Genomic DNA, 19,351 nt, shown 5'->3' on the forward strand with positions numbered 1-19,351 from the left:
CTGGTGAAGGTTCGTCTTCGTGCCCCTACCCCTTTCTCCATTGATCTGAACATTCCTTCTGAAAAGCTCAGATTGTCAGCTGCTTCTGCGCTTCCTTTTTTACCCGCTTTTTCTCCTTCTGGATGGCTATGACTGTATAGAGAGAAGGAACAACAATCAGCGTAAGTAGCATCGAGAACAGTAAGCCAGAAATGATCGTAATGGCGAGCGGCTGAAACAGCACGCTTCCCGTAATCGCCATCGGTGACAGACCGGCTACTGCGGCAAAGGTCGTCAGTAAAATCGGGCGCAACCTTGCTTTCCCCGCCCTGATGACTGCATCGTTCAGAGAGACGCCTTGATGCCTCGCTTCCTCAATAAACTCGATTAGTACGATCCCGTTGCGAACGACGATACCCGCCAATGCGATAAAGCCTGCTACTGTCATGAATCCAATCGGTGTGGAAGTGATAAATAGCCCGATCAAGCTGCCCGCGATGGCGAGGTAGACTGTACTCATGACCAAGACAGGAATAGACAACGAGTTAAACTGCAGCACGATCAGCAAAAAGATGAGAAAGACCGCCACAATCGCAAGCACACCCAAATCGAGCAAAACTTCCGACTCCTCCTCTGTTTCACCTGTTACATTCCAGCCATACCCGTCTGGCAATTCCAATTGCTCCATTTTCGCTGTTATTTCGCTCATCACGTCTGCAGCCGTCCGATCTCGGACATCACTCGTGATCGTGACACTACGGGACATATTGTAACGAGGAATACTCTGCATCGATAAATCCGGCTTCATTTCTGCAATTTGCGAAACCGGAATAAGCTGCCCACGTGCATTCGGAACCGTGAGTTGCGCGAAGACTTGCTCTGTCGTCATTCCCGGCTGATCGGCTACCAGCGTAATATCGATCAAGTTTCTCCCATTGTCAAATTGTCCCATTGGAATGCCTTGGCTGATCAAACGCAACGTTCTGGTCAAATCCGCTTCGTTGATCAGCTCCTTGTCCATCTTTTCTCGATTCACATGGAATTGAAGGGAGTACTGTTCATTTCCGAGCGTGTCGTTGATGTTGTACGTTCCTTTTGACTCCATGATGAGCTGCTTGATTTGCTCAGAGATCGCGTACAGCTGTTGCAGATCATCCCCATACACCCGAATTCCAACCGGGTTACCAGAATACATCCCCGCCTTTACGCTGTACGGAATGATGTTGGCTTCTGGATACATCCTCTTAAACTGCTCCGACCACGGCGCCAGCACCTTTCGCGCATCCATTTTGTGATTGTCAAAGGTAACGATCAATTGCGCTACATGTTCACCTGTACCAACCGGCGGTGCTGAGGGCATCATCTGTGGCGCATTGCCACCTACGAAAGATGCAACCTTTTGAATGTGTGCCTGTTTCGCGATCCATTTGGAAACACCCAGGGCAATTCGATCCGTTTCCTGTAAATTGCCGCCAATCGGCGTCGTTATATTCACAACCATCTGTGGCCTGTCATCATCAGGGAAAAGCTGAACAGGAACAACCGCAGCGAGTCCGTAGATAGCAGTGGCAATCAGTACTCCGCTCACTCCTGTTTTCAGCGGATGTTTCAACATGGCTTTCAGAACACGATCGCCATACCAATTCGTCAATGCATCGATTTGTTTGCCTAATAAGCCCGCTGGCTTACGGTAGTCCGTCTCTGCTTTGCTCCGTTTCTTGTTCCTTCGCTCGTTCCATTCCCGGTAAATCGGAATGATCGTAAGTGACATGAACATCGAGGCCGCCATCGTAAAAATGATAATGAGCGGTACCGGAAAAATAAACTGACCAGCATCACCAGGCAGAAACATGATCGGCCCAAACGCAGAGATGGTAGCAAGGGTAGCAGTGACAATGGAGATGGCCACTTCCTTCGTCCCGGCTACAGCAGCCGTGTACGGATCCTCGCCCAAAACAGATAATCTGCGCTCGATGTTGTCATTTACCACCACTGCATCGTCTACCAAAATACCGAGAACAATGATGAGCCCGAATACGGTCATTTGATTGAGCGTAATGCCAAAGAAGGGCAGAATCACCATCCCAGCTGCCAAAGAGATGGGGATCGCCAATGCAACCATCAAGGATGTCGTTACATTCAAACCAAGGATGCAAATAAAAAGTACGGCTATGATCGCAATGATCATTTCCAGATACAATTCGGAAAAAATACTGTCGATTCGATCCACTTGCAAAAACACAGGCTCTTTTTTCGCCCACGCCGGGAGACTCTTTTCCAACGTGGCAAGCCTCGTATCCACCGCTTTTTGCACAGCTGGAACATCGCTTCCCAGCTCAGCGTTGATGCTAATGGTCGCAGCAGGCTTCCCGTTGTAATAGGTTCGATACTCCACCCGTTTGGTACTGTCGGAAATGGTGGCAATATCCTTCAAATAGACGGGCATTCCTTCCTGCGTACGTGTCACGACTACCTTTTCAAAAGTCGCTACTTCATAGCTGACTGGTAATGTGAGCTGATATTTTCGCGTATCAATATTGACATCACCTAGGGGTGTTGTTTCGTTTTTCGTTTGGACAGCATGGATGACTTGCGCCCAGGAAATGCCGTATTGTTGCAGCTTCTGTGCATCGACCGCGACCTTTACTTCCTGCTCCGGCAATCCTTGGATCGAAACATCGGATACGCCTGGCACGGTTCGAAGCTGATCCTTCCATAGATCAAGCATATCGCGTAATTGGAGGATTTCTTCAAAAGAGTTGGCTGTGATTTGAAAGGTCTGGATGAAAGTCCGGCTCATGTCATCATTGATGATGGGCTGCTCTGCTTCATCGGGTAAATCGGCCTCGGCATCCTTTACCTTTTTCCGTACATCTTCAAACACCGTTTTTGGTTCAACGTCATTCTCTGTTCGCACGTTGATAATGGATACACCTGATCGGGACTCCGAACTAATGGATTTGACTCCTTGCACCTCGTTGATTTTTTCTTCCAGCTTCTTCGTGACTGTCTGCTCCACCTTTTCAGGAGTCGCTCCCGGATACACGGTGGTAATGGTAGCCATGCTGACGATAATGTCTGGTTGCTCTTGCTTCGGAAGCGTAACTGAGATGAACATACCAATCAGCACGAGCATCGAAAAGAAAACGAGGGTGATTTTGCGCTTGTTGATGAAAAACTCGATCATGGCTGATTGCCTCCTTTCACGGTGACAGAGTCCCCGCCAAGCAAACGATCAGCACCTTTCGTAATCAACATGTCGCCTGCTTGCAAGCCAGCAGTAATTTCCAAATGATTGTCAACATACTGGCCAATCGTGACAGTGGTCTTGATCGCTTTTCCATCCGCTAGCAAAAAAACGTAAGGCTCAGAACCACGGCTAAAAACGGTTTTGGCAGGGACAAAAATGCCTTTCTTTTGAGACAAGGTTCGCTTTGCGCTGATGACTTGCCCTGCAAACCAATCTTTTTTGGTGTTATCAATGACGACTTCCACGCTAATCGTGCCCGTCTGCTCGTTCGTCGCCGGATAAATCGTCGTAACCTTTCCGATTCGTTTGTCTTCATACAAACGAATCTCGACCTCATCTCCCACCTTCCACGCTGAGATGTCCTTGTCCGGTACAGGCAAGACTGTTTTCAACTGTTGGATGTTGCCGATTCGATAGACAGGAGCCCCTGAACTTGCGAGTTGCCCAACATCAGCCATTTTCGCTAGCACTGTTCCTTGAATAGGTGCTTTCACTTCCGTTTTTGCCAAAGTAGCTGCAGCCTGATCGCGAGTGACCATCGCCCCTTGGTAGCTGGCATTTGTCGCGCTGATATCCTCAGTCCGAGCGCCTTCTATCACTAGCGAATACGTCTCTTGCGCTTCTGCATAATCTTTATCTGCTAGTTCAAAGGCATTCTTGGCATTTTCAAATTCGGTTTCGGAGATCGCCCCATTTTTATAGAGCTGTTCCATGCGCTGATAGTCTTTCTGTGCTTGATCCCGAGAGATTTTCTTCGCTTCGACCGCTACTTTCGCTTGCTGAACTTCTTGTTCCCGGGCTCCGTTTTTTACTTTGGAAAGCTCGGCGCTCGCACCATGCATCTCAGCGTTTGCCAATGCCAACTGGAGAGAGTAGTCTGTAGCATTGAGGCGGGCGAGCACTTCTCCCTTCTTGACAACATCTCCTTCTTTGTATGGCAATGATTTGATTTCCCCGGCTACTTCAAAAGAAACAGTCGTCTCTTCGATAGGCGCAAGTGTCCCTGACAGTTCACTGCTCGATCGGAAGCTTTTCAGCTCGACCGGCTCCGCTTCCACAATTTTGGCCTCGGCTTGGACTTCGCTTTCCGTTAACTGCTTCATCTGATTGCAAGCCGTCCCAATCACTGCAAGGGAGATGATCAGCAACATCCCCACCACTTTTCTTCCCGTCTTATTCATGTAGGCCTCACTCCTATTGCTTTATAGAAAAGTATCCCGGAATGAATATTCATTCCGAATTGTTCAAAAGAAGGATCAGAATTAATGAATTCTGATCGCATCCCAGCAAGCTTCCTCTACACCGGCAAGCAATTCCGGGGTTTCTTCGATTTCGCCAGCCTTGATGCACTTGTTCAATGCGATGAATGCCCCGTCCATAATCGCAATCAATGCATCCGCTGGCAATGGACGGATAACCTTATTTTTTTGTCCCCGTTCAATGAATTCGCATAAAAATGTTCGCAGCTTCATGTATGCTTCGCGGCTGGCTTCGTCCAGGTAGTGACCGTTTGTATGGGAATCCAGAAACAGCAAGGCGTTCAAATTCTTTTTGGCGTAGCGAATCACCTGATTCGCAATATGCCGAAATTGCTCACGTAAGTCATCAGATGTGCGAGGATAACCATCATTGATTGTCTCAAGCAGCTCCCCCACACATTCTTGAAACAGCGTATTGACGAGCGCTTCTTTGTTTTCGAAATAACGATAGATGGTACCTGCACCGACCCCTGCCTTTTCGGAGATCATCGGAACGGTCGTCCCATCAAAACCGCGATCTACAAACAAATCGAGCGCTGCATCCAAGATTAATTCGCGCTTGGTTTCAGACAAGTTCATGACCCCTCTCGTGCGGAATGAATTTTCATTCTGGAAGAAATTATAGTATACATATTGCTGGGGTGTCAAATAGCACTTGCTTGGATTACCTGTTGGCTGGAGATTTTTGGTTGCGGGCGATTATGAGGATGTTTGGTTTGACCCAGAATTATTACAAAACAGCTAGAGAACCGGTGTAGTAACCATGTTCCCTAGCTGTTTCTTTATCCAACTGCTTCGTTACCCAATGTGCAAGCCAAATGTTCTGTCACCGAACGAAACTTTCTCCCTATCTGCTATTTTCGCAAACGTCACATCCGAAACGAGTACACTTTCACGCAAAACATGATCAAAACGCTCCAATGCTACTCGTAGCTCATCGTCTACATCCAGTGTGAGCTGGACACGTTTATCGATGGGTAAATCCAGCTTTTTGCGTGCATCCTGTATGACACGGATGACTTCACGAACCAAGCCTTCTTGCTCAAGCTCTTCTGTCAGTGTCGTATTCAGTGCCACATGGAGCTGATAGCCGGATGCAGAAGAGAAGCCTTGCTTCCCTTGCTTTTCCACGAGCAGCTCATCTAGCGTAATCCGCATACTCTCGCCTGCGACCTCCACATCCAAGTAGCCATTGTCCACTGCCTTCTGTGTATCGGCTGCGTCCAATTCTTTTAGATACCCTTGGATGGGCCCAACGAGCTTGCCGTATTTTTTCCCGGCTACCTGCAGGTTGAGCTTGAAATGATACGTCACGAAGCTGCTGTCGCTTTGCTCTACCCGAATGTTTTTGACATTGATCTCGTCTTGGATAATGCCAGCAAATCGCTCGAGGTTAAATGGCTGCTCCATCGTTACGATCAGCTCGGACAGAGGCTGTCTGGTCTTGAGTCCAGTTTCGTTGCGAACATTTCGCGCCAGCTCCACGATATGTCGAGCCGTTTCCATGTCCCGCTCAAGGGTTTCGTCGATTGCTTCTGTGTTCACTTTCGGATAGTCAGTCAAATGAACACTGCCCTCTCCTCCCAGATTGCCATACATATCTTCTGCGATCAGCGGCGCGTATGGTGCGATCATCTTCGCCAGCGTCAGTAACACTTCCCGCAGGGTCTGGTAAGCAGATACTTTGTCAGGCGTCATCCCGCTACTCCAGAAACGATCCCGCGAACGGCGGATGTACCAGTTGCTCAACTCGTCGATGAACGTTTCGATATGCCCTGCCGGATTCATGAAATCGTAGGTTTCCAGACCTTTTACCACGTGCTGCAAGGTGGTATTCAAGCGGGAAAATATCCAACGATCCAGCTTGTTCACAGATGGTTGCGTTGGATGCTCTTCTGGCTTGAATGCATCGATCAAGGCGTATAACGAATAAAAATCATGCGTGTTATGGATCTTATCGATCACTTTGTACTTCGCCTCGGCGACGATTCGCTTCGAGAACCGCTTGCTACTCCACGGCGCACTGTCAGACAAAAGCGCCCACCGGAACGCATCTGCACCGAACTCCTCGATTACCTCCCACGGATCGATCCCGTTTCCTTTGCTTTTGGACATCTTCTGACCGTGTTCATCCAAAACGTGACCGGTAGAGATGACCGCCTTGTAGGGTGCTTTTCCGTTATACAGGGTAGAGACTGCCAACAAGCTGAAGAACCAACCCCGTGTCTGGTCGATTCCCTCCGAAATGATGTCGGCAGGGTACTGCTCCTCGAATACCTTTTCGTCTCCGAATGGATGATGGTACTGAGCAAACGGCATCGAACCGCTGTCGAACCACACATCGATGACCTCAGGTGTCCGCTCCATCGTACCGCCGCAAGAGCAGCGCAGCTTCACCTCATCCACAAACGGCTTGTGCAGCTCCAGCTTTTCGTCGATTGGTGCCACAGATTTCTCACGCAACTCTTTTACACTGCCTGGCGCATATTCGCTGCCACAATCCTGACAAAGCCATAGATTGAGCGGCGTCCCCCAATACCGATTGCGGCTAATATTCCAGTCTACAAGCTCTTCGAGGAATTTCCCGAAGCGCCCTTCGCGTAAGTGACCCGGATACCAGTCGATCTTGCTGTTGTTTTCGATTAGCTGATCCTTGATCGCTGTCGTTTTGATGAACCAGCTCTCCATTGCGTAGTAGAGCAGTGGTGATTTACACCGCCAGCAAAACGGATAGCTATGCTCGTAGCGCTCCTTGGAAAACAGCAGACCGCGATGCGACAAGTCTTTGACGATATCGACGTCGCAGTCCTTCACGAAGCGACCTGCGAAATCCGAGATTTGATCGGTATAGCGACCAGCCAAATTCACGACGTTCACGAAATCAAGCCCATGCTGACGGGTCGTGCGATAGTCATCCTCCCCGTGCGCTGGAGCAGTATGCACGATACCCGTTCCGCTCGTATCACTGACATAGTCTGCATCGACGACGATATGCCCATGGTTTACCTGGATATAGCCAAAAGGCGGCTCATACGGGGTTCCGACCCATTCTGCGCCTTTGTGCGTGGACAAAACCTCGTAGTCTTCCTTGAAGACTTTCTCCGCGAGATTTTTTGCTACAATGTACACTTCTTCCTTGTGCCTCACCCGCACGTAATCGAGCTCTTTGTTAACAGTCAATGCCACGTTGGCTGGAAGTGTCCATGGTGTCGTCGTCCACGCGAGGAAGATGTCGTCGCTTGCCTTGCTTTTGAATTTGACCGTCGCACTCAAATCCTTCACGTCTTCATAGCCTTGCGCCACTTCATGGGAGCTGAGTGTCGTCTGGCAATCCGGGCAATATGGACTGACACGATGCCCTTTGTACAGCAGTTCTTTTTTATGAATGTCAGAAAGGATATGCCAGACGCTTTCGATGTAATCGTTGGTCAAGGTGACGTATGGATGCTCCATATCTGTCCAGTATGCGATTCCTTCTGTCAGTTCGCGCCATTGTTTTTCGTATTCAAAGACACTGTTTTTGCACTCCTCGACGAATTTGGCCACCCCGTAGTTTTCGATTTCCTGCTTGCCGGAAATACCAAGTCGCTTTTCCACCCCAAGCTCCACCGGGAGACCATGTGTATCCCAGCCTGCTTTGCGGACGACACGGTAGCCAGACATCGTTTTGTAGCGTCCGATAAAATCCTTGATGACCCGTCCGAGCACGTGACCGATATGCGGCTGTCCGTTGGCAGTCGGAGGACCTTCATAAAAAACGAAGTTTGGCTTTCCCAGCCGATTGTCCATCGACTTGCGGAATGTATCGTCTTTCCTCCACTGATCCAAAACGCGTAACTCTCGTGTCCTTGCTTTTTCTTTTACGTCTACTTTCCTCATCATGTACACTCCTTCTTCTGTCGTTTTCGTAGAAGTGTAGGTTCATAGAACGCAAAAAAATCCCGCCCCCTAAGGGACGAGATTTGATCTCGCGATACCACCCTTGTTCCGAAATCTTCATGCAAGCATGTCATTTCGGCACCTCTACTACGTACCATCATACGCGTCCCTTGTAACGGTGGGATTCCGGGTCAGCTTACTCCAAAATGCTTCAGCTTTCCTTCTCGGAGAGGATTTTCGGCTAAGTCTTGAACGTTGGCTTTCAGCACTAGGGCCAACTCTCTGGGGAACAAGGGGATTAGCTTACTCTTTCTCGTCAATGAATTTGTTGGTGTTCTATTCGTATACTCTTTTTACACTGCTTTCAAGAAAATGTCAAGGAAGCGAGTTTCCCTCAAGGTTTTTTATCGTTTGCGTCCCTAACCCCTTGTTGTCCTTCCTCAATGACTTCACGCCACTCCTGATTGCCATTGTCAACAGAATCTCTCCATAACCCATTTCCTGTATCCACAGCGTATCGCCATATTTCCTGCTTCCGGTCGATAATGGCGCTATCCGTATCCATAATTCCGCCTTTTCCGTTAAATCTCTTTTTCAAATATTCCCTGGCGTCCAGCAATCTTTGTTTTTCTTCCTCCACCAACGCTTTTACTTTTTCCTTGGTATCTTCCGCGAGTTTTTTCTTCGCTTCTTTTTGACTGAGTGCGTCTTCTTTGGCATTTTCCTTCCACGCATACCAAGCCTGCTTGAGCTTGTCGTATTCGCCCCGAAGGTGCTTTTTCAAAGCTTCTTCATCCTGCACGGTTATGTATGTCCCCGCTCCCGCATCCGCCACTTGCTTGAGCATACGCTGCCCTTCGTTATCAACGTCAAAACCGATAATGTTCACCACGGTCTTTATGCTCGACTGATTCAGTGCTTTGGCTGCTTCTACGGGATTTCCTCCGCACGTTTCGATCCCGTCGCTCACCACGTACACGAATGTTTCGTTTGTCCCGGCTGGAATATCTTCTTGCACGGCTTGCAGCGCTTTAGCAATCGGTGTCCAGCCTGCTGGTTGTACTTTGCCCAATGCTTGTTGAAACGATTCCTTCTGATAGCCTGTCTCCGAATAAAATGTCTCTGTGCTGGCGCATGATAATGCTTTGTCTTGCTCACTGCCGCTTCCTTTATGACCATATACCCGTAAAGAAATCGTCGCGTTTTTCGGAAGGACAGACGCGAATTGGTCTATCGCCTCTCGGGCTGCCTCCATCTTCGTTTTTTTGCCGACTTTTCCTTTCATGCTGCCACTCGCATCAATCAGCAAGGCAAAATGCGTTTTTTGCGTATCCGGCAAGGTAATCTCCTCTGTCGGCCGCTGCAAGTGAACGTCTACGCTGGAATCAAAATTGGCAAACGTGAGAACGAACGGGCGATAATCCTCTCCGAGTAATTTCAGCAGCTCCTCGAGATATTGCTCCGATGTGAGTGTAGCTGGGAGCTTATCCAATTCTTTTTTGACCTTCTCTTCATCGTAATTCTCGCCAGCATAGGTTCCAACCACCTGGTTTGCCAATGCGAGCTCAAATGCCGTCAACTCGCGCTTGACAGGCGGCAGTGGCTCTCTGGCCTGCGTTTGTGTGGATGTATCTGAAGTTGTCTGATCAGGCGTTTTCGTCTGCTCCTGCAAGTTCGCGGTTTGTTGTGTCGCAGCAGTGTCTTTTTGCCCAGAATCAGAGTCTGTACAGCCCGTCATCACTAGCGTAAGAAACACAATAAACGATGCCCATTTCTTCAAAAAGCTTCCCCCTCCTCTTACTCCACCCTACATTATGCTAAATCATTCCAATTCGAACAAATTATAAAAGATGCAGGTCGTTTTTCCTATAATGCAAAAAAGAGCAACACAAAGCGTTTCCACACTTTGCGCTACTCTTTTCCTCTTTCAAAAATTATTAGGCCACTGCCCTTTTCACACTGCGACGGCTTTCCACCTGCGACAAGAACAAGCTGAGAACCAGGATAATCGCGCCGAACAAATACGGTGCGTTCAAATGAACCCCGTACAACGTACCCGCCACTGCTGGGCCAAAAATATTCCCCAGACTCATGTAGGCATTGTTCATCCCTGCAACGAAGCCCTGTTCATCCCCCGCTCGCTTGGAGATCAGCGTGTTGATTGCAGGACGCATAATCGACGTCAGGGTAAAGAAGATAACCGTCATAATCAGCATATACCAGAAGTTACCGGACAATAGCATCATCACCATCGATACAGCAGACAAGAAGAACGTCACGTTAATGAGTTTTTTCTCGCCAAAACGAGTAATGAGCTTGCCGATCAGCGCTGCCTGAACAATCGTACCGGCAAGAGCACCTACTGTGATAATGATGGATATATCACGCGGAGTATAAGCGAACTTTGCATCGACGAACAGCGGGAAGATGACTTCGAAGTTCGCCAAGCCAAACGTCATCGTAAAGACCAGCACCAGCATAATGAAGTACGACGATTGAAACGACTTGCCGAGTTGTACGAAGATGTTTTCCTGTTTGTCTTTGGCGTTTCGCGCCGCGAGCTGCTTTTCTTTCGGAAGGGATTCTGACAAGAAAAAGATGGAACCGAGTGTGGCTACCGCACCAACTGCCGCGGAAATGTAGAACGGCATACGCAGACCAAGCTCCGCCAAAAATCCGCCAATACCAGGTCCGATAACAAATCCGAGCGACATGGCGGCTCCGAGCATCCCCAGTCCTTTTCCACGTTTATCCTCTGTCGTAATGTCCGCTACATACGCCAGCATGGACGGAATCATCGCTGCTGCCCCGATCCCGCCGATCAGACGAGAAAGGTAGAGCACCCATGTCTGTTCTGCCAAGGCAAAAACCAGATTGGAGATCGTAAACAGGACGAGTCCCGATACAATCATGATTTTTCTACCGTACTTATCTGACCATTCCCCGGCAATCGGAGAAAAAAGAAATTGAGTTACACCAAAAGCCGCCACCAAGTATCCAGCCGTCTCCCCACCCGCGCCGAACTCTTTGAGAAATTCGGGCAAAATCGGAATAATCAAGCCAATTCCCAGCATGGCGATAAACATGTTGATCATCAGGAAGAGAATCGGTCGCTGACTATTCTCTTGTTTACTCATATTATTTATCCATTCCTATCCATTTAGATTTTCTTTTTAGCCTTGCAGCTTCGCTTTTACGCTTTCAATCACCGTGCGCCAAATGGCAGGGTCTGTAGATATCTTTTGCTTGAAGTTGCGGTACAACTCCTTTTGCTTTTCCTCAAAATCTGGAGCGTCTGCAGCCGGCAATCCTGCACGGGCAGTCGTAATCATTTCCTGCACCTCTGGCGAACGCGGACCCCAAACTTTTGCCTCGTATCCATCCTGGTCGAGGAAAATAAAGATCGGAATTGCACGTGCTGTGCCATTGGTCAGGTATTGGTCCATCAACTCCAAATTTTCGTCGCGGATGAGAAAGCGCAATTCGATATTGCTTTCCTCGGCAATTCGCTGAATGACAGGAACACACAAGGAAGCATCCCCACACCAGTCTGCGGTCAGCACGACCCCTTTCCAATTGCGCTGGGAGAGATCCTTCCAGACTGCCAGATCCTCATCCGTAAATGTGAGCTGATCATACACACGGGACAGCTCTTCTTTGTTGACGTTCATGCTTTCTTTGTACGCGGCAAAGCTCATTCCTTTTTCAAACCAACTGTTCTGGTTCACGTTAGACATACTCCGTACTCCTCCTGTATGTTGAAAATTATTGCTCCCAAATAGCGGAAGTTCCCAAGCGATTGCGAATGGAAGAGCTTCTTGTTTTGCGGGTTTCTTTCCCTGACGCCTGTTTCATGGTGCTTGCCTTGGCAGTCAGATCCATAAACCACTCTCTATCCTTGGTTGCGAGGGCGAGGTCGATCAAATCATGCATATGCTCCTCATCATCAAAAGAGCCTACCGGAATGCGTTCCATCCACTGTCTCGGAATCACCACCTGCTTGCCGATCGTCTCTTCGTTGTCGCATTGAACCACATATACTTTTGCGGTACCTCGCAATGAATCATCTGTTTCGACGAAGCCTTGAACTAACTCTCCGAATTTGGTTTTGCCCAATACCCAATCTCCGACTTCCAATAACTCATCTCGATTCATTTTCGTGCACCTCCTAATTGTAACGGAAATCATTACAGTTTCCATGTTAAAAATTTGTATGGTTACTGTTGCGAATTCTCCTGACAGCCATGACGGACTTTATCTAATACGGTTTGGATCGTTATTTGTTCCAAATACTTTGTAAAGTACATCTCCGCTTCGGTAAAAATCTGATCCATGACCCCGTGCATATTCGCAGAAACCTGACACGCTTCCTGCGGATCTCCCGAACACCAGTGTGGCTTCAGTGTACCATTCGAGATCGAACGATATATCTCGGCCAAGGTGACCTCATTCGGATCGCATGCGAGGATATAACCGCCGCCAATTCCCTCTTTCGTCTTCACAAACCCGTTCTTACGCAGAATGCTCAAGATTTTGCGAATTCTGGCAGGATTCGTACATACATTTTTTGCGATGAGCTCACTGCTTGCCATATGCTCTGGGATATGAGCCAACAAAGCCAAGCTGTGAACAGCTATGGTAAATTCACTATTCACGTCACAGACGGCCTCCTTGCGAAGAGTACTGTAATAATAATTCGTACAGTTACGAATGTCAACAATTGTGTGGGGGCAAACTTTTTTAAAAAAACGGGAGGTTTTTTATTTTCGGTGGTCGGGGGAAGCGAAGGCACATGTTTTCCAGTCGCCTTTTTTCCTCACTACGTTCGGGCGGTCTCCTTCCAAACATGTACCTTCGCTTTTCGGACAGCTATTGCTTCTGCGAGGCTTTTTTAAATAAGTTTTTTTATAAAAAGGATTTCATCGCGGATTGGGATGCCATTGTCTGCGATCAGGGGGATTTCTGGTTTGATTTGACGCGCCTTGTCCACGGCATTGATGTACAGCTCATGAAGCTGATAGCCTCTCTTTTGGTAAAAGCCCATGGCGTGCAGGTTATCGTTGGTGGTGACGAGCTTCATGCGGTGGCAGCCTTTTTCTTTGGCGGTCTGCTCTACCTGATTGAGAAGTGCGGTACCGATTCCTTTGTTTTCGATCACACTGTCCAAGGAAATGATTTCGCATTCCTGATCTTCGAGAACATAGGAAATAAACCCCTCGATTGCTCCATCTTCTCCCTTCACTGCGTAGCCATCCAGCACATCGCATTGGAAGACACCACTGGAGATGACCATTTGCGGACTTCCCCAGTGTTTGATGAAAAATTCAGTGATGACGTTTTTGTCCAGTTCACTTGTTGAAATCATCTGCATAGCATTCACCTCTTGAAATTGATAAAGCGAAACCCCCTGCTTGTGAATCAGCAGGGGGCTCCACATCTTTACGAGCGGACATCCAGCAATACTTTTCCCGTACTCGCCCTGCTCTCTACCCACGCGTGAGCGCTCGCTGCTTCTTCCAATGCAAAATGCTTGCCGATCTTGATGTTCAGCTGTCCATTCGCCAAATAGTCCAAAACTTGCTTGGCTGTATCCTGCAACAAGTGTGGGCGTAGCTTGCGTGTCGTACCAAAGCTGAAGCCTAAAACAGAGCGGCAGCTTGCGTGCAAATCGATTGTCTTGATCTGACCGATTTCGCCGCTGGCATTGCCAAAATGGACAAGTCGGCCGTACCAGGCGAGGCACTCAAGACTACGCTCGCTCACCGTTCCGGAAATCGAATCCAAAATGACATCGGCTCCCGCACCATCCGTCAGCGTGTGTACCTTTTCCACAAAACATTCGCGATCATTGCAAATCACATGGTCGGCACCGGCTGACAGGGCAATTTCCGCTTTTGCTTCATTACCGACTGTACCGATGACACGACCTGCTCCGAGCAGCTTGGCTAATTGAATCGCCGTCGTCCCGATTCCGCCTGCCGCAGCGTGAATCAGTACGGTTTCCCCTTTAGCAATACGGGCTACCTTCGCCAATAGCTGGTACGAAGTAAATGACACGACTGGGCAAGCGGCTGCTGTTTCCGTGCTGATTTGATCCGGCAGCGCAAAGGTTAAGCTCTCATCCGCCACGATATACTCGGCGTATGAACCGTTTGCCGGAAACGCAATGACTCGTTGTCCCACCTTCAGTCTTTGCACCTCTGCCCCTACTTGTTCGATCACGCCAGTCGCATCGAGCCCCGGGATAAATGGTAGCTTGGCTGCTCCTTTTTTTCCATACCTGGATTTGATATCGGCAAAATTGACACTGGTCATCTCCACGCGGATCAGCACCTGTGTAGGTGACATGATCGGCATCTCGACTTCCGCATATTTCATCGTCTCAGGCCCGCCTAATTCCGTTACCAAGATCGCTTTCATGAGAACCCTCCAGACAAGAGTGGAATGGAACGTCAGTTTTGCAGAATGGTCATAATCGCAGCTTTTTTCGCTTCAAACTCCTCGTCGGAAAGCACAGGGGTAAAAGCAGCTCGCGGAATGTCCACCAATAGGTCATGCCAGGATTTGCAGCCTTGATAAGCAGCGTCAATCGGAATTTCCACCGGTTGCTCTAATCGATACATCCGCACGAACAAAATGTGCAGCGGCTGTTTTTTCTTCCAATGCAGGCGCACATCTGCGAAATTATCCGTCCAGATGTGGAAAGGTGATAACGCGCGTAGCTTGGCTTCGTCCATCAGCTCAACATCGTCGGTTACTTCGGCAAAATATTCGATCATCACCGTCTTCTTGTCCATTGTCCAGCCTTCGAGGGTGGCGTCTAACAGGTGTTGGTAGTCCGCCTTTACCATGTCGCGCTTCTGATGCTCATAGGTCGGATACAAATAAAATTGATTGTTTTCCAAGCGGAATTCTCGTGTTTCTTCGTATAACCCACCCTTGCGGATCGTGATGATCTGCTCACCTTCTCCAAGTGCTTTGACGGCGACTGCCCACTCCTTCAAGCTAAGGGGGGATAGCGGCTGTGCGATCGACTGCATGCAGCACGGCTCCCTTCTACTGTCAGAATCGTTTGATGACTTTAGTCTAGCCCAATTCTGGCTCGTTGAGAAGTCGTCTTCAACAGTTGATCGACATGCTGCATAGCTCCTAGTAGTCTCTCGGCATAATCTCCTCGCAATGTCACGTACGTAATTCCCCGCTCATCCAGCATCTGGCGCAGCTTTTCATGATTGTGCAGGCGCACTTGCTCTTCTCCATGCACACGCAGCCCATCATCTACCCATGCGACATCTGGCTCCATGAACAGCCACAAATCATACGTTTGCTCTTTGGCAATCTGGTCAAGAACCGGGAAGGTTTGCCCGGTATACAGTTCAGAGTAAAACTGGGTGACAATCGCTTCGGTATCGATGAACAAGAGCTTGTTAGCTTTCTGGAGCGCTTCGTACTCTTTCATTTTGTGACCATACGCGATATGTGGGAAATACTCCGGTGTCAAAATCGTATCGCAGCCCCCGACCTCTTCGCAGATTGTCCGTCCGTACTCCTCGACAAACACAGTGTTGTAGATTTTTGCAAGATAACGGGTCAAGGTCGATTTCCCACAACTCTCTGTTCCTACGACCACTACCTTTTTGACGAAATAGGGTTGAACAACAGTCGGGATGTGCTGCCAATGAGCGAATACCCCTTCGTTGCGAATCTGGGTAGCGGAGATCGGTACTTGGCTGCGCGGTTCATCGAGAATGATGTGCGCTGCCTCCGGATATAATCGGCGAAATATTGGATCATAGGCGGACTCGGAGCTAAAAACCAGATCGATTTTTTTCCCGATCTTGCGCTTGATGTCCGCTGCTCCCGCCTCCCAATCGTAGCTCTCGTCACTATCCGCATGATCCTCAACTGCAAGCACACGGACATTTTCCATGTCTTTAACCAGCGTGGACAGCCATCTCAAGCGCACTTCATAGGGAATGGGCTTGATTCCTGCCTCCTCGCACAGCTTTTGGTCCCGAGTCGGGCTGTGCGAGAGAACGACGTACAGTTCGTCGCAGCGGCAGGCCGCCTGTGTAATCGCGTATACATGACCCTGATGCAGTGGCAAAAATTTGCCGCCAATGAAGCCTACGCCCCCCATGTCTGCTCCTCCCTTTGCTTGCGGTACTGTCTTACCCAGTTCATCAAGCCGTATATGGCATTCACCAAATAAGCGGACCACATGACCAGCATCGAGATGTCGCTTCCGTCCTTCAAAAACGCTGCCAGCCACATGTAGATGGTGAACAAATCGATAACGATCCAGACCACCCACTGCTCGACCAAGCGCTTCACCATGAAAAGCATCGCGATGACGGAGAGAACAGCTGTCAAGGAATCGACAAAAGGCAAAGCCCCGCCCATCTGCTTCAATACAAATCCATAGGCAATCGTTGCAATGATGCTCAAGATGGTCCACCAAATACGTGCTTGGTTGGACAAAACCGCAATCTTGACGTCATTTTGTTTGACTTCGGACACGCGATTTTTACGCCACAGGTACAGTCCTATGAATTGCATCGGCAAAAAATAGAGAAGATTCAGCATGACTTCCCCATAATACTTTTGCCCATAGGCGACGAACGCGTACAAAACCACATTGATGATACCCGGGTAGTAACTCCACGTCTTTCCTTTAGCAACCAGCACAACACTCAACATCCCTGTTAAGGACGTGATCAATCCGATGAACGTATCATCCAGTGCGAAATACAAATAGACGGTAACGAGTGTAAACGAGATGAGCCATATTTTTTCAAACCAATTCCAGTCTGCTAAAAAGCCGGTGCTTTTCGCATTCATGCGAATCTCTCCTTGAACGCTCGCAGGTTTTCCTGGCGCGCAGAATTGTCGTAGACAGCAAAAACAATGTGGTCAAAAAACTGTGCATACTGTTCCTCGATCAAAACAGTCGCAAAGTAATTTGCTACGTCCTCAGCTTTGTTGCGGAATACTCCGCAGCCGTACGCTCCCAAAATGATCGTCCTGTGATTGTGAAGGGCTGCTGCCCGCAAAATTTTCCGGATGCGCTCCTTCATGACAAGACCAATCTTTGCGATATTTTCAGGCTCTCGTTCACGAACAACCCCAGCATTCACAGCAGGCGCCGTAATAAAAGACAAGAGATATGGATCATGCAAAAGCTGATCGCTTTGGTCGCGGAGCACGGGGACCCGCGGTGAATAAATCATGTAGTCGGAATAAAAGCAGGTTTTCAACTGACGATGATAGGTGTACATTTCCTGCATTTGCACGATGCAAGGATACAGCCCGGAGGAACGCGCCAAGCTCTCTTCCTGCGCCTGGCTTCCCCCGAGGAATCCTCCGCCAGGATTTTTGGCGGAAGCAAAATTCAAGCATATGACATCTGCTCGTTTCTCAGAAACGACGAGGCGCTTGGCTGCATCCAGGCTGGATTCCGAGGTAACCTCGACCTTGGCACGCAGTTGTACAGCCGTTGTTTGATGCGTTGGCAGTTGTACTGTGTCTGCAGCCAAATCATTTGGACGATACAAGACCGACTGGCTGATTGCAGCAGCGAGATCCTCCGTAATGCTCTTCTTTTCTCCCGCTTTGTTCACGTAGTAGCCCTGCTCTATGATTTGCAGCGTCTCTTGCGCGATTCTTACGCGCACGCTTCGATTATGTCCCTGATTCATTGTGATTTCCTCCCTGGTACGGGGCTACATCTGATCCATCCATTCCGGGTTAAAGCGGAAATACTTGGATGGTCGGTGCCCGGCATGTTTTCGATATTGATTTGTTTCCAGCAATTTGTCGGCTACCTTCCTGCGAAACGCCGCAGCCAGCAGCTCACGTCCCAAAATCACTTCGTACACCTGTTGCAGATCGCTTAATGTGAACAGCTCCGGCATTAAGGCAAAGGCGATATCGGTGTATTCAATCTTGTTGCGCAATCGCTCCAGTGCGTATTGAATGATTTTGGCGTGATCAAATGCAATATTGTTCGACTCTACAATTTCGCGGGTCTCATGTACGGTGCGTCCCGTTACTGTTTTGGTAATTTTAATCGTGGCAGACAGTTCCTCTTTCTCGTGCACCAGTCGCAGTTCCAGCCATTTTTCAGTAATGGAGCCGTCAATCGTCGCCGTCTTTGTTTCTTTCAGCCACCTGTCCTCGATGCGGTACCACTCCGCTTCCTCTGCATCATCCCCTGCCTGCAGCTGTAAAGACGAACTGTCTACCAAGGCCATGTACGACGTGCTGATAACCCATGTCCGTGGATCTCTGCCCGCATCTCCCCAGGTGTAGAGCTGCTCCAAGTAAATGTCGTCTACGTTTGTTTCCGTACGCAATTCGCGTCTGGCTGCCTCCTCCAGGCTCTCCCCAGGTGTAACAAACCCACCTGGCAACGCCCATTGGCCGATATACGGATGTTCACCACGCTTCACGAGCAAAATTTTCAACGATTTGGGCGAGAGCTTGCGGTAATTCTCCTCCAGCTCATCCATCACGGTGAATACCAGCATATCGACTGTCACAGACGGCCGCTCGAATTGGCTGACATCATAAGCTTCCAAGTACTCCTTTTCGGTTTGACCTTGTTTATTGACATAAGGTTTACCCTTCATCCAATCGCCTCTTTTTGCTACTGATTTGTTGTTGCCTTCTTGTTATTAACAAAATGTTATTATCAAGTTGTTGGTATCATATTACTCTTTCCTGTTTTTGGTGTCAATAAAAATTACCCACTTCAAGCGAGAGTTTTTATTGTCTTAAAAAGCCGCGTAGAAGAAGCACATTTCCAGTCCAAGCGCCTCTGGAGCCCGCCCTAGCGTAGTAATAAATGGCGGGGGTTTTCAGCTTCACTGATATGAACGAGGACTGTCAATAGCATGACGGCCCCGTTTTTTCTTTTTTCTTGTTGCTTTATATGGAGAGGCGGGCGTGGTAGACTGCTCTGTTGCGGTCAGCGTAAAGAAAC

At 48.8% G+C, this 19,351-nt stretch carries 16 protein-coding genes, 1 pseudogene and 1 other annotated feature; of the genes and pseudogenes, 1 reads left to right on the plus strand and 16 read right to left on the minus strand.

The window, feature by feature from the left end; all coding sequences use genetic code 11:
- Positions 1-67: 67 nt before the first annotated feature.
- The 3 genes from M3630_RS27220 to M3630_RS27230 form a co-directional block, all read right to left on the minus strand.
- The gene (locus M3630_RS27220; protein ID WP_251254167.1) at positions 68-3,166 is read right to left on the minus strand and encodes an efflux RND transporter permease subunit; all 3,099 of its coding nucleotides are present in this window, start codon (positions 3,164-3,166) and stop codon (positions 68-70) included.
- Positions 3,163-4,410 (minus strand): efflux RND transporter periplasmic adaptor subunit, encoded by a 1,248-nt coding sequence (locus M3630_RS27225; RefSeq protein WP_251254168.1) that lies wholly within the window; start codon positions 4,408-4,410, stop codon positions 3,163-3,165. Before M3630_RS27225 ends, M3630_RS27220 begins: the two co-directional genes overlap by 4 nt.
- A gap of 81 nt (positions 4,411-4,491) precedes the next feature.
- Positions 4,492-5,067, minus strand: a complete 576-nt coding sequence (locus tag M3630_RS27230; RefSeq protein ID WP_173608727.1) for a TetR/AcrR family transcriptional regulator — start codon at positions 5,065-5,067, stop codon at positions 4,492-4,494.
- Positions 5,068-5,146: 79 nt separating this feature from the next.
- Here M3630_RS27230 and M3630_RS27235 point away from each other — a divergent pair.
- A pseudogene (locus M3630_RS27235) lies at positions 5,147-5,218 on the plus strand (immunity protein Imm33 domain-containing protein); the annotation flags it as partial.
- A 68-nt stretch (positions 5,219-5,286) separates the two neighbouring features.
- Here M3630_RS27235 and ileS read toward each other — a convergent pair.
- The 13 genes from ileS to M3630_RS27300 all read right to left on the minus strand — a co-directional run bounded on the left by ileS (position 5,287) and on the right by M3630_RS27300 (position 18,998).
- Positions 5,287-8,367, minus strand: coding sequence for an isoleucine--tRNA ligase (ileS, locus tag M3630_RS27240; protein ID WP_251254179.1), 3,081 nt, complete (start codon positions 8,365-8,367; stop codon positions 5,287-5,289).
- 69 nt (positions 8,368-8,436) lie between these two features.
- Positions 8,437-8,696 (minus strand) — a binding site (T-box leader).
- A gap of 65 nt (positions 8,697-8,761) precedes the next feature.
- Complete coding sequence (locus M3630_RS27245; RefSeq protein WP_251254169.1) at positions 8,762-10,147, minus strand: vWA domain-containing protein; 1,386 nt, start codon at positions 10,145-10,147, stop codon at positions 8,762-8,764.
- A 157-nt stretch (positions 10,148-10,304) separates the two neighbouring features.
- Complete coding sequence (locus tag M3630_RS27250) at positions 10,305-11,504, minus strand: MFS transporter (protein WP_251254170.1); 1,200 nt, start codon at positions 11,502-11,504, stop codon at positions 10,305-10,307.
- A gap of 36 nt (positions 11,505-11,540) precedes the next feature.
- Positions 11,541-12,104, minus strand: a complete 564-nt coding sequence (locus tag M3630_RS27255) for a thioredoxin family protein (protein ID WP_251254171.1) — start codon at positions 12,102-12,104, stop codon at positions 11,541-11,543.
- A gap of 28 nt (positions 12,105-12,132) precedes the next feature.
- Entirely contained in the window at positions 12,133-12,522 is a 390-nt protein-coding gene (locus tag M3630_RS27260; protein WP_173608730.1) for an IDEAL domain-containing protein, read from the minus strand.
- 62 nt (positions 12,523-12,584) lie between these two features.
- A complete protein-coding gene (locus tag M3630_RS27265) occupies positions 12,585-13,022 on the minus strand; it encodes an RrF2 family transcriptional regulator (RefSeq protein WP_173608731.1) in 438 nt (145 codons plus the stop codon).
- A 236-nt stretch (positions 13,023-13,258) separates the two neighbouring features.
- Positions 13,259-13,738: a GNAT family N-acetyltransferase gene (locus tag M3630_RS27270; RefSeq protein WP_232773401.1), complete on the minus strand. Its 480-nt coding sequence runs from the start codon at positions 13,736-13,738 to the stop codon at positions 13,259-13,261.
- A gap of 68 nt (positions 13,739-13,806) precedes the next feature.
- Positions 13,807-14,787: a quinone oxidoreductase family protein gene (locus M3630_RS27275; protein WP_251254172.1), complete on the minus strand. Its 981-nt coding sequence runs from the start codon at positions 14,785-14,787 to the stop codon at positions 13,807-13,809.
- 32 nt (positions 14,788-14,819) lie between these two features.
- On the minus strand, positions 14,820-15,407 hold the full coding sequence (locus tag M3630_RS27280; protein ID WP_232773403.1) for a DUF1802 family protein: 588 nt from the start codon (positions 15,405-15,407) through the stop codon (positions 14,820-14,822).
- A gap of 41 nt (positions 15,408-15,448) precedes the next feature.
- Positions 15,449-16,507, minus strand: a complete 1,059-nt coding sequence (gene nadR / locus M3630_RS27285; RefSeq protein ID WP_251254173.1) for a multifunctional transcriptional regulator/nicotinamide-nucleotide adenylyltransferase/ribosylnicotinamide kinase NadR — start codon at positions 16,505-16,507, stop codon at positions 15,449-15,451.
- On the minus strand, positions 16,495-17,208 hold the full coding sequence (gene pnuC, locus M3630_RS27290; RefSeq protein ID WP_251254174.1) for a nicotinamide riboside transporter PnuC: 714 nt from the start codon (positions 17,206-17,208) through the stop codon (positions 16,495-16,497). Before pnuC ends, nadR begins: the two co-directional genes overlap by 13 nt.
- Positions 17,205-18,065, minus strand: coding sequence for a TIGR02452 family protein (locus M3630_RS27295; RefSeq protein WP_251254175.1), 861 nt, complete (start codon positions 18,063-18,065; stop codon positions 17,205-17,207). Before M3630_RS27295 ends, pnuC begins: the two co-directional genes overlap by 4 nt.
- 24 nt (positions 18,066-18,089) lie before the next feature.
- Positions 18,090-18,998, minus strand: a complete 909-nt coding sequence (locus M3630_RS27300) for an NUDIX hydrolase (protein WP_251254176.1) — start codon at positions 18,996-18,998, stop codon at positions 18,090-18,092.
- Positions 18,999-19,351 lie beyond the last annotated feature (353 nt).

This window comes from Brevibacillus sp. MER 51 (genome assembly GCF_023714195.1).
GTDB lineage: Bacteria > Bacillota > Bacilli > Brevibacillales > Brevibacillaceae > Brevibacillus.

Excerpts from the sequence above, each read along its gene's own strand:
- M3630_RS27220 (WP_251254167.1), bottom strand. The coding sequence starts at position 3,166 with ATGATCGAGTTTTTCATCAACAAGCGCAAAATCACCCTCGTTTTCTTT.
- M3630_RS27225 (WP_251254168.1), bottom strand. The coding sequence starts at position 4,410 with ATGAATAAGACGGGAAGAAAAGTGGTGGGGATGTTGCTGATCATCTCC.
- M3630_RS27230 (WP_173608727.1), bottom strand. The coding sequence starts at position 5,067 with ATGAACTTGTCTGAAACCAAGCGCGAATTAATCTTGGATGCAGCGCTC.
- ileS (WP_251254179.1), bottom strand. The coding sequence starts at position 8,367 with ATGAGGAAAGTAGACGTAAAAGAAAAAGCAAGGACACGAGAGTTACGC.
- M3630_RS27250 (WP_251254170.1), bottom strand. The coding sequence starts at position 11,504 with ATGAGTAAACAAGAGAATAGTCAGCGACCGATTCTCTTCCTGATGATC.
- M3630_RS27255 (WP_251254171.1), bottom strand. The coding sequence starts at position 12,104 with ATGTCTAACGTGAACCAGAACAGTTGGTTTGAAAAAGGAATGAGCTTT.
- M3630_RS27260 (WP_173608730.1), bottom strand. The coding sequence starts at position 12,522 with ATGAATCGAGATGAGTTATTGGAAGTCGGAGATTGGGTATTGGGCAAA.
- M3630_RS27270 (WP_232773401.1), bottom strand. The coding sequence starts at position 13,738 with ATGCAGATGATTTCAACAAGTGAACTGGACAAAAACGTCATCACTGAA.
- M3630_RS27275 (WP_251254172.1), bottom strand. The coding sequence starts at position 14,787 with ATGAAAGCGATCTTGGTAACGGAATTAGGCGGGCCTGAGACGATGAAA.
- M3630_RS27280 (WP_232773403.1), bottom strand. The coding sequence starts at position 15,407 with ATGCAGTCGATCGCACAGCCGCTATCCCCCCTTAGCTTGAAGGAGTGG.
- nadR (WP_251254173.1), bottom strand. The coding sequence starts at position 16,507 with ATGGGGGGCGTAGGCTTCATTGGCGGCAAATTTTTGCCACTGCATCAG.
- pnuC (WP_251254174.1), bottom strand. The coding sequence starts at position 17,208 with ATGAATGCGAAAAGCACCGGCTTTTTAGCAGACTGGAATTGGTTTGAA.
- M3630_RS27295 (WP_251254175.1), bottom strand. The coding sequence starts at position 18,065 with ATGAATCAGGGACATAATCGAAGCGTGCGCGTAAGAATCGCGCAAGAG.
- M3630_RS27300 (WP_251254176.1), bottom strand. The coding sequence starts at position 18,998 with ATGAAGGGTAAACCTTATGTCAATAAACAAGGTCAAACCGAAAAGGAG.